The organism is Micrococcus sp. LASM2_SD2 (assembly GCF_057364565.1).
This window is the reverse complement of the sequence record NZ_JBNFOB010000067.1, coordinates 1-9,434: the sequence shown is the minus strand read 5'-3', so window position 1 is coordinate 9,434 and position 9,434 is coordinate 1. Positions and strand designations below refer to the sequence as shown.

Genomic DNA, 9,434 nt, shown 5'->3' with positions numbered 1-9,434 from the left:
CGGCGCGGATGCGCTCCTCGATGAGCTGCAATGCCTTCGCCTTGAACTCGGGGCTGTACTTCTGGGGCATGGTCCGATCCTCCTTGAGGAAGTAGGTCGGAACGAAACCCAGGGCGCTTCACACACGCACCGGTCAGACCCGGACCTGCAACGGCGCCACGTACGACGAGTACAGGTCCATGTTGACCCAGTCCTGCGTGGCGACCTGTTTCGTCCCGGACAGCAACGGCGGCCTGACCCTCAAGGGCCTGGAGGGCTCCTGCGGATTCCTCTGGGACAGCAACTGCCAGGTCTATGACACTTCGGGCACCACACGGAGCGTCCAGGAGCGGACCGTGAACGTCTTGAGCTCCGTCACCGCGTGCGGCACCACCCTGACGGCCGAGCGCGTCTGTGCAGGGCCGGGCACCTGTGCCACGGCAGGCCATCACACCGCGGGCCCGGTCGCCTCCGCGCCTGCCTACCGTCCCCGGTGGCCCACCGTCCGGGCGGCATGTTCACCGCACGGACGCAGTCACCGGCTAGGTTGTGCCCTGTCCCCACCGCCTCATAGGCACCAGCCCTGCACCAGCCCCGCCGCCCCTCGCACCAGGAGCCGTCATGACCGTTCCCGCCGACGCCACCGACTTCCTCGTCCAGCTCCCCGACGGCACCGTCAAGCAGCGCAACCCCTTCACCGGCACGGAGGTGTGGACCGTCCCCGGGCGCGGCCACCGACCGCTGGGCGTGGCACGTCCGCCCGCCGTGCCGCTGGATCCGGCAGCCGCGGGCCGTCACTGCGCCTTCTGTCCCGAGCGCGTCCGGGAGACCCCGCCGGAGAAGGCCCGCTCCGTGAGGGACGACGACGGCACCCACCGCACGCTGACGGCCGCGCCGGCCGCGGAGCTCACCGCGACCGTGGCCGACTTCCGCCGGGTGCCGAACCTCTTCGAGATCCTCAGCTACGACTACTGGCACCTCAACCACGGCTACGAGCTGTCCGAGGCGGTGCGGGCCCGCCGGGACGCCTACCTCGCCACCGAGCAGGGGCGTGCCCACGTTCTGGCGGTGATCGAGAACAAGCTGCGCGCCTCCGGAAGGACGGACGACGAGATCTCGGGCATGTCCGAGCAGGAGCGTATCGAGGCGGCGTCCGGATTCTTCGGGGGAGGGCATGACGTGATCATCGCCCGCCGGCACTTCGTGGACGGGGCTGAGACGGACCACGAGCTCGCGTCCTCCGGGACGCTCACGCCGGCGGAGCACCGCGAGTTCATCCGCTTCACCGCGGAGGCCGCGCAGGACCTCTACCGCATGGATCCGCAGGTGAAATATGTGTCCGTGTTCCAGAACTGGCTGAAGCCGGCCGGCGCCTCCTTCGACCACCTGCACAAGCAGCTGGTGGCCATCGACGAGCGCGGCGCACAGAACGAGGCCGTCCTGGCAGCGGTCGCGAAGAACCCGGACGTGTTCGAGGACTGGGCGATCGGCTATGCCCGGGACCGTGGACTCGTGGTGGCGGAGAACGAGCATGCCGTGCTCTTCGCCGGCTTCGGGCACCGGTATCCGACGCTCGAGGTCTGGTCTACCGCCGAGGCCTCGGAGCCGTGGGAACACAGCGCCGAGGAGCTCGGCGGCGTCGCAGACCTGCTGCACGCCGCCCACGCCGCCACCGGTCCGGATGTGCCGTGCAACGAGGAGTGGCACACCCGTCCCGCCGGTGTGGACATGCACATCCCCTGGCGCATCTGCCTGAAGTGGCGGGTCTCCACCCTGGCCGGGTTCGAGGGCGCCACCAAGATCAATGTGAACACGATCAGCCCATGGGGCCTGCGGGACCGCACCGTGGCCCGGCTCCGCTGGCTTCAGGCCGACGGAGTCCTCGCCGAGGGCATCGAGATCGCCTGACTCAGTCGATCCGGGGCTGGCGGCGGGCCTGCTTGATCTCGGACCGGCGCCTCTTGCCCTCGAGTCGGCGGCGCTGGGAGCCGCGGGTCGGCTTCGTCGCCCGGCGGCGCTTCTGAGGCGTCAGGGCCTCCTCCAGCAGTGCGGACAGGCGTTCACGGGCGGCCACCCGGTTGCGCCGCTGCGCCCGGTGCTCGGCGGCGTCGATCGTGAGCACGCCGTCCGTCAGCCGTGTGTCCAGGTGCTGCAGCACCGCTCGCGCTGCGCCTCGGTGAACGCCGAACAGGTGGTCAGGTCCACGCTCAGCTGCACCCGGGAGTCCGTGGTGTTCACGCCCTGCCCTCCGGGCCCGGAGGCCCGGGCGAAGCGCTCGGTCAGCTCGGCCGCAGGGATCATCAGACCCCGCGGCGCACCGGGGCAGGGGGCGACGCGGAGATCCTTCATGCCCACCAGTATCCCGCCCGTCCTGGCCGCCCGGCATGATGGGTGCATGACCCGCCGCATCCTGATCGTCCTGCGCCACGGCAAGTCGGACTGGTCCGTCCCTGTGGAAGACCGCCACCGGCCGCTGAAGGAACGCGGCCGACGGCAGGCCGCGGAGGCCGGACGGTGGCTGGCCGCCCATGCCCCGCAGATCGACCTGGCGGTCGTCTCACCGGCCACCCGCGCCGCCGACGCCTGGCACCTGGCCGCCGCCGAACTCCCGGCCGCCGTGCCCGAGCGCACCGACGAGCGGGCCTACACCTTCGCCGGCGCCGACCTGCTCGCGATCGTCCGCGGCCTCGCCTCCGCCCCGGACGCCCGGGACGCGAAGACCGTCGCCCTGGTCGGACACAGCCCGGCCTGCGACGAGCTCGTCGCCCGCCTGACCGGAGAACAGGTGACGATGAAGACCTCCGGCCTGGCCGTCGTCGGGATGCAGGAGTGGACCGGACCAGGTGAGCTGCTCGCCGAGGGCCGCCCTCCGGCGTGGGCAGAGGCAACCCCGGAGCACGACGACGGCACTCGCCTCGCGCAGCTGCGCTCGGCCCACGAGTCGGCCGGCATGGTCGGATGGGACTTCTCCCGCCTTGACGGCCGGATGACGTCCGAGGACCCGGACTGGGACTTCGAGGCCGACTGCCTCGCCGCCATGCGGGGCGCGCGGCGGATCCTGGACCTCGGCACCGGGGGAGGGGAGCGCCTGCTCAGGCTCATCGGGCGACTCGGGGCCGAGTCGGCGGGCAAGGACGTCTCCGCGACCGAGGGGTGGAAGCCGAACCTCCCCGTGGCCACCGCCGCGCTCGCCGGAGCCGACGTGGACGTCCGGGCCTACGACGCCGAGTCCGGGGACCGGCTGTCCTGGCCGGATGCGACGTTCGACCTGGTGATGTCCCGCCACGAGGCCGTGGACATGGCGGAGATCGCCCGCGTCCTCGCACCGGGAGGGCGCGTGCTCACGCAGCAGGTGCACGGCCACGAGGTCCCTGAGCTGCGCGAATGGTTCGGGGGCCAGGTGCAGTACCCGGAGGTGACGGCCGAGCACGACGTCGCCGCCATGGAGGCCGCCGGCCTGGAGGTGGACACCGTGGGGGACTGGTCCGGTGCCATGACGTTCGCGGACGCCGAGGCCCTGGTGGTGTACCTCGGCCTGGTGCCGTGGGACGTGCCCGAGGACTTCACCGTGGACGACCACGCCGAGACCCTGTTCCGCCTCGACGCGGAGCCCCCGATCACCGTCACGCAGCGGCGCTACCGGGTCTACGGGCGCCGTCCGGAGACCACCGCATGACGGCACCCTCCCAAGCTTCGGAAGACCACCTGCGCGGTATGGTGACCAGGCTCGTGCCCTCGCTCTCCCGCAGCCTCGCCGAGCAGTTCGACGTCTTCCGGGTGATGCACCACGGCACCCATGAGAAGCAGCTCTCCAACGTCTTCGCCTGACTGCTCGACGCCGAGGGCACCCACGAGCTCGGCGACGTCTTCCAGCGGCAGTTCCTGGCGCGAGTCAACGCGCACCTCGCGTCGGAGGACCGTCTCCCGGAGGCCGGGTACCGGGTGGTGCAGGAGGCCGACACCCGTGGCCAGGACGAGGTCGCCTCGGGCGGTGGGAGGGACATCGCGGACATCGTCCTGGCCCGGCCGGATGCGGCGGTGGTCGTCGAGAACTACTCCGTCTCCGACGGTCACGGGCATGGGTACCGGCGATACCTCGCCCACGGTCAGGCCGGAGGGCGGAAGGCCGCCGTGGCCATGCTCTGTCTGCGCCACGAGGCGCACCGGCTCGGCTCCGGGTGGGAAGACGCCGCCGTCCTCACCTACGCTGACCTCATCACCGACCTGCGGACGCATGTGGTCTTGGACCGGCGCTGGCAGACGTCCTGCCCCGACCAGCACTTCTTCATCCGGCAGCTGCACCACCACTTTGTGGAGGCACCCAGCACCGTGGACACGAACGACACCCTCGACTTCCTCACCGCCCTGTGCGAGACCGGCGAGTCTGCCCGGTACGGACGGCGCCCCATCTCCGCGGCCGAGGACGAGTTCGCCGACCTCGTCGCCGAGCACGCCCGCCGTCAGTTTCAGGACGGGCGCAAGGTCCTCGGGCAGGTGAAGCGGACCCTGCGTGACTACACGGCTCGGGTGGTCGCACCCCAGTTCGATGCCGCCGTCGAGACGGGACGCGTCACCCAGCTCCGCGCCCGGTTCGTGGGGCAGTGGGAATGGTGCATCACCGTGCACCGGGCCGACGGTGCGCCGAAGCTCTTCTTCGAGTTCGGGCCGACGGCGTCGTGGAGAATGCCCGGGCGCCCGAACCGTTGGAGGCGCCCGACTACGGGCGGGTCTTCGTCACCCGGCATGGTCCGGAGGGGGACAACATCGACGTCCTCATCCAGACGGACGTCACCCTGGCCGAGGTCCTTGCCGGCCTCTCCCCGGAGGACACCCGGCTGACGCAGGCCCTCCTCGACGCCGCCTCCCGCCCTGTGCGTTCATGAGAGCCCACCGCTCCCAGGTGGTCCAGAGAGGATGATAGCCCTGCCGATGCCAGAACGTGGCGGACAGTGGAGACAGGGCCGCGTGGTCCAGGAGCATCACCGCGGCCCAGGCCGGCGTCCTGAATCTCGGCGAGGACGCCGCGCTGATGCTCGGGGCCATGGTCACCGTGGTGGCCGTCGTCACCGTCACCCGGCCGTGCCCGGCGGATCGCGACGCAGGCCGCCGCGGAGATAGAGAAGGAGAAGTCTGTGAGGTCCAGCTGGGCCGTCACGTGCCCAGCTGCGGACCCGGGCCGAGACGGATCGGTCCTTTGGCCGTGGTCGGATCCACGGGCCCGCCCCGCTGTAGCACGACGACGGCCCCCGTCTCCGCCAGTTCGCCCGCCACCGCGCGGGCGATGGGCATCAGGTCTCGCCAGTGCTCACCACCCACGATCCGGGCGGCCTCTGACGGGCACATCGTCCCGCTGTCGCGCTTGCGCAGCAGTGCCCGTATCGCGGCGCCCAGTCGTTCCCGGCGCCCCTGCTCCGTCGGCGCCCACCAGGGGTCTCCGCGTTCGCCGAGCGCCACCTTCGCGTCCTGGACGCGAGGACGTGCCGCGTCACCTCGGGTCTTCACCATGCGTCGGGACGCCATGAGCTCGGCGACCAGCTCGGAACGCAGCCGTTCGGGGATTGCAGGGTCGGCGGCGCGCCATCGGCGTCCGCGCACAATGACGTACCGTCCGTCCTCGGTGCGTTCCGGGTCGTGCGGTTCTTCCGGCGGCCTCTGCGAAGCGGTGTCGTCCGTGCTCATAGAGGCAGCCCCAGGTCCTCTACCACGGCCTTCGCCACCCGCGCGCCGGAGACCACGGCGCCCTGGATCGACGCTGTGTCCCGGTGGTCACCCGCCGCGTACAGGCCGGGGGCGATCCGTGCCGGTTGGCGCAGCCGCAGGGGAACCTGCTGGACGGGCAGTGCATGGGGGATGTCGTCCCGGGCGAGCAGATCCCATCCGGACGGGTCGACGCCCAAGATCCTGCCGGCATGGCGGCGGGCGAGCTCGTCGGGGACGGTGGCGTCCGCGTCGGCTGCGAGCAGGGCGGTGGCCTGGACGAGGGGAGTGCCGTCCGGGGACAGCATCGGGGCCACGGCGCTCATGACAGCGGTGTGGACCAGCGGACCGGAGCGGGTGCCGTCGACGGCGAGGAACCGTTCGTGAGGTGCGCCGGGTGCCCGGAACCACCAGGTCGTGAGACCGCGGCTCGGGACCTCTCCGTGTCCTGTCAGCGGGCCGAACGCCTCCGGTCCCACCGCCACTACGGCGGCACGCGCCTGCACGGTGGGACCGCCGTGCACGGTCATTCGGACGCCACCCGGCATGGGTTCGATTTCCGTCACGGTCCGGCCGAGCCGGAACCGGACTCCCGCCGCCCTGGCCCGAGCCGCGAGCTGCTCCGGAAGGGCCCTGATGCCGGCGGCGGGAACGGCAGGGGTGCCCAGCACGAACATGCGGGCGAGCAGCTGGGCGAAGCGCTGGGAAGTGGTGAGGTCGGGGTCGGCGAGGACTCCCGAGAAGAACGGCTCGAGGACCGCGCGCCGCAGTTCACCGTCGAGGCCGACGGCGTCCCATGCCTCACGCAGTGCGGAGTCGTGCGAGAGCTTGCTGCGTCCCGGGGCGGCGAGAGCGGGGGCCAGCCAGCGGACCAGTCCGGTCACCGGGCCCGGGGCGAGCAGCCCGGTGCCGGCAGCAGTACGGAGCATGCGGGGCACGCAGCCGGGGGCACGCAGGGGATCGGCCAGCAACGAGAGACCCTTGGTGCCGCGCACGAGGACTCCGGGAAGGAACCGCTGCAGCTGAAGGGAGTTGAGGTCGGCGTGGGCCGCCAGGTCCGGATAGGCGGGGTTGACCAGCTGGAAGCCGCGGTCCAGGACGAAGCCGTCCACCGTGCGGGAGCGCTGGCGCCCGCCCACCTCATCACAGCGCTCGAGGACGCAGACGGAGAGGCCGCGCTCCGCCAGGCGGCGAGCAGCCACCAGCCCGGCCAGGCCGGCCCCGACGACCACGACGTCCTGTGCATTCCTCATGCTGCCAGTATGGAGCAGAGCCCAATGTCCGGACAGCCTCGACGTCCGCCTAGGGTGGAGCGTATGACCCAGGACACCACCACCTCCGAGACCAGCCCGAGCCTCGACCAGCTGAGGGAGCTGGCCCCGTACCTGAGCCGCTGGCTCGCCACCCAGGTGGAGGTGCAGCAGGTCCCCGGTGCCCAGGTGGCCGTCCGCCTCGGCGGCGAGCTCGTGCTGTCCGAGGCCTACGGCGACGCAGACCAGGCCACCGGGGAGGCGCTCACCACGGACCACCTGTTCCGCGTGGCCAGCCACTCCAAGACCTTCACCGCCGTGGCCGTGATGCAGCTGGTGGAGGCCGGCCGCCTCCGCCTGGACGACACGGTGGCCGACCTGCTGGACGACTACGTGCACACCCCGCTCGCCGGTGCGACCGTCCGGGAGCTGCTCAGCCACACCGCCGGCGCGATCCGTGACGGCGTGGACGCCGACTTCTGGCAGCTTGACCGGCCGTTCCCGGATGCGGACACGCTGCGGACGGTGGTGGCCGAGCACGGCGCCACCTACCAGCCGCAGGAGCACTTCAAGTACTCCAACATCGGCTACGGCGTCCTCGGAGCGGTCATCGAGCGGCTCACCGGCACCGACTACGTCTCCCACATCACCTCCGCGGTGCTGGAGCCGCTCGGCCTGGAGAGGACCAGCCCCGAGCTCGCCGAGGCCCAGGAGGAGGGCTCCCCGCGCCTGGTCACCGGACACTCCCGTCCGCACGGGCGCAGCCGTACCCGCGTCACCGTCGGCAACCCGACCACGGGCGCCCTGGCCTCGGCCACCGGCTTCGTCTCCACCGCCGAGGAGCTCAGCCGCTTCTTCTCCTCGCTGGCCGTGGGACAGGACGGTCTGCTCACCGACCGGAGCCTGCGCCTGATGCAGCGGGCCGAGTCCACCGTCCCGCGCGGAGGGGACACCGAGACCTACGGCCTCGGCATCATCGGAGCGAAGATCGGCGACCGGAAGACCATCGGCCACTCCGGCGGCTTCCCGGGCCAGATCACCCGCACCCTCGTGGACCCGAAGGGCGGGCTGACCGTCTGCGTGCTGACCAACGCCGTGGACGGCCCCGCCGAGTCCCTCGCCACGGGCCTCGTCGAACTGATCGACCTGCTCACCGCTCCCGCCGCGGACTGGCAGAGTCTGCCGGAGGGCGTGACCGAGGCGGACCTGAAGCGCCTGACCGGACGCTACTGCTGCCTGTGGGGTGAGACGGACGTCGTCTTCGGCGGCGGCCGCCTGGTCATGCTCGACCCCACGTCCCCCGCCCCGGTGGCCGTGGCCCAGGAGCTGCGCGCACTGGACGCCACCACCCTGCGCGTGCAGGACAAGGACGGCTTCGGCGCCTCCGGCGAGGAGATCCCCTTCGACGTGGACGCGGACGGCACGGTCACCCGGATGCGGGTCACCGGAGTCAGCAGCTGGCCTCAGGAGCAGTACCTCGCCCGGCGCGGCGACGCCTGGAGGTGACGGTCACCCGGCGCTCGGCACCTCGATCGGCGGGACCATCTTCGCGGGCTTGGGGCGCAGGGCCGCCACGTCGATCTCGATCATCGACGGGCCTTCGCGCTTGAGCGCCTTCTTCAACGCCTTGTCGAAGGCCTCTGCGCTGTCGACCCGGCGGTGCGGCAGTCCCACAGACTCCGCCACCAGGCCGAAGTCCGGGGTGAGCAGGTCCACGCCGCGCTTCTTCGCTCCGCGCGCCTTCTGGATGTTCCGCAGCACGCCGTAGCCGCCGTCGTTGAACACCACCAGCACGACGTGCGGCGCCTCCTTCGCCAGGACGGCCAGCTCGCCCTGGTGCACGGCCAGGCCGCCGTCTCCGACCATGGCGAGCACGGGGTCCTCGGGCCGGCCGACGCCCGCGCCGATCGCCTGGGCCAGGCCCTGGCCGATGCCGCCGCCGGCGGCGAACACGTTGTCCCGCACGTCGTAGACGGACAGCAGGCGGTTGCCCCAGGAGCTGCCCGGCACCGTGACGTCCCGGACCACTACGGCACGGCGGGGCAGACGCTTCCGCATCGCGTCGCAGATCCGGCCGTAGGCGCCGATGTTCTTGCGGTGGGCCTTGCGAGCGGCCCGCGCGGTCTCGGCCACGCGGTCCGCCCAGTCCGCGTCCGGCTCATGCCCGCCGAGTTCCCCCACGAGCGCGCCGACAGCGGATCGGGCATCGGCCTGCAGAGCGACCTCCACCGTGAAGTTCTTGCCGATCACGTTCGCGTCCAGGTCGATCTGCACATGCCGCTCGGGCAGGGGCAGGCTGAAGTTCTGCGTCTCGTTGCCGCGCAGGTGGGAGCCGATCGTCACCAGGCAGTCGGCCTCCTCCAGCAGCGGCAGCACGGCCTCGTCCGCCGGGAAGTTGCCGATCAGCAGCGGGTGGTCCTCCGGGACGGTGCCGCGGCCGTTCGTGCCGGTGAGCACGCCCGCGCCGCAGGCCTCTGCCAGCGCGACCACGTCCGCGCCGGCCTGGCG

7 protein-coding genes and 1 pseudogene are annotated in these 9,434 nt (G+C 71.8%); 4 read left to right on the top strand and 4 right to left on the bottom strand.

Features of this window, described 5'->3' with window-relative positions; translation table 11 throughout:
* Window positions 1-600: 600 nt before the first annotated feature.
* Window positions 601-1,887: a DUF4921 family protein gene (locus AC2W7A_RS05475; protein ID WP_485990463.1), complete on the top strand. Its 1,287-nt coding sequence runs from the start codon at window positions 601-603 to the stop codon at window positions 1,885-1,887.
* A 1-nt stretch (window position 1,888) separates the two neighbouring features.
* Here the strand turns inward: AC2W7A_RS05475 and arfB are convergent.
* Window positions 1,889-2,328 (bottom strand): annotated as a pseudogene (arfB, locus tag AC2W7A_RS05470) (alternative ribosome rescue aminoacyl-tRNA hydrolase ArfB).
* Window positions 2,329-2,374: 46 nt separating this feature from the next.
* Between arfB and AC2W7A_RS05465 the strand changes: the two are divergent.
* Entirely contained in the window at window positions 2,375-3,655 is a 1,281-nt protein-coding gene (locus AC2W7A_RS05465) for a histidine phosphatase family protein (protein WP_485990462.1), read from the top strand.
* A 269-nt stretch (window positions 3,656-3,924) separates the two neighbouring features.
* Entirely contained in the window at window positions 3,925-4,818 is an 894-nt protein-coding gene (locus AC2W7A_RS05460; protein ID WP_485990461.1) for a hypothetical protein, read from the top strand.
* Between the two features lie 312 nt (window positions 4,819-5,130).
* Here AC2W7A_RS05460 and AC2W7A_RS05455 read toward each other — a convergent pair whose 3' ends face one another.
* Both AC2W7A_RS05455 and AC2W7A_RS05450 read right to left on the bottom strand, forming a co-directional pair.
* On the bottom strand, window positions 5,131-5,658 hold the full coding sequence (locus AC2W7A_RS05455; RefSeq protein ID WP_485990460.1) for a DUF3253 domain-containing protein: 528 nt from the start codon (window positions 5,656-5,658) through the stop codon (window positions 5,131-5,133).
* On the bottom strand, window positions 5,655-6,929 hold the full coding sequence (locus AC2W7A_RS05450) for an FAD-dependent oxidoreductase (protein WP_485990459.1): 1,275 nt from the start codon (window positions 6,927-6,929) through the stop codon (window positions 5,655-5,657). The genes AC2W7A_RS05455 and AC2W7A_RS05450 overlap by 4 nt, the downstream gene beginning before the upstream one ends.
* A gap of 63 nt (window positions 6,930-6,992) precedes the next feature.
* On the opposite strand from AC2W7A_RS05450, the gene AC2W7A_RS05445 reads away from it, so the two are divergent.
* Window positions 6,993-8,432 carry a serine hydrolase domain-containing protein gene (locus tag AC2W7A_RS05445; RefSeq protein WP_485990458.1) on the top strand — a complete coding sequence of 480 codons (1,440 nt, stop codon included), beginning with the start codon at window positions 6,993-6,995 and terminating at the stop codon, window positions 8,430-8,432.
* A gap of 3 nt (window positions 8,433-8,435) precedes the next feature.
* On the opposite strand, the gene AC2W7A_RS05440 is transcribed toward AC2W7A_RS05445, so the two are convergent.
* A partial coding sequence (locus AC2W7A_RS05440; protein WP_485990457.1) for a thiamine pyrophosphate-dependent enzyme occupies window positions 8,436-9,434 on the bottom strand: 999 nt, incomplete at its 5' end.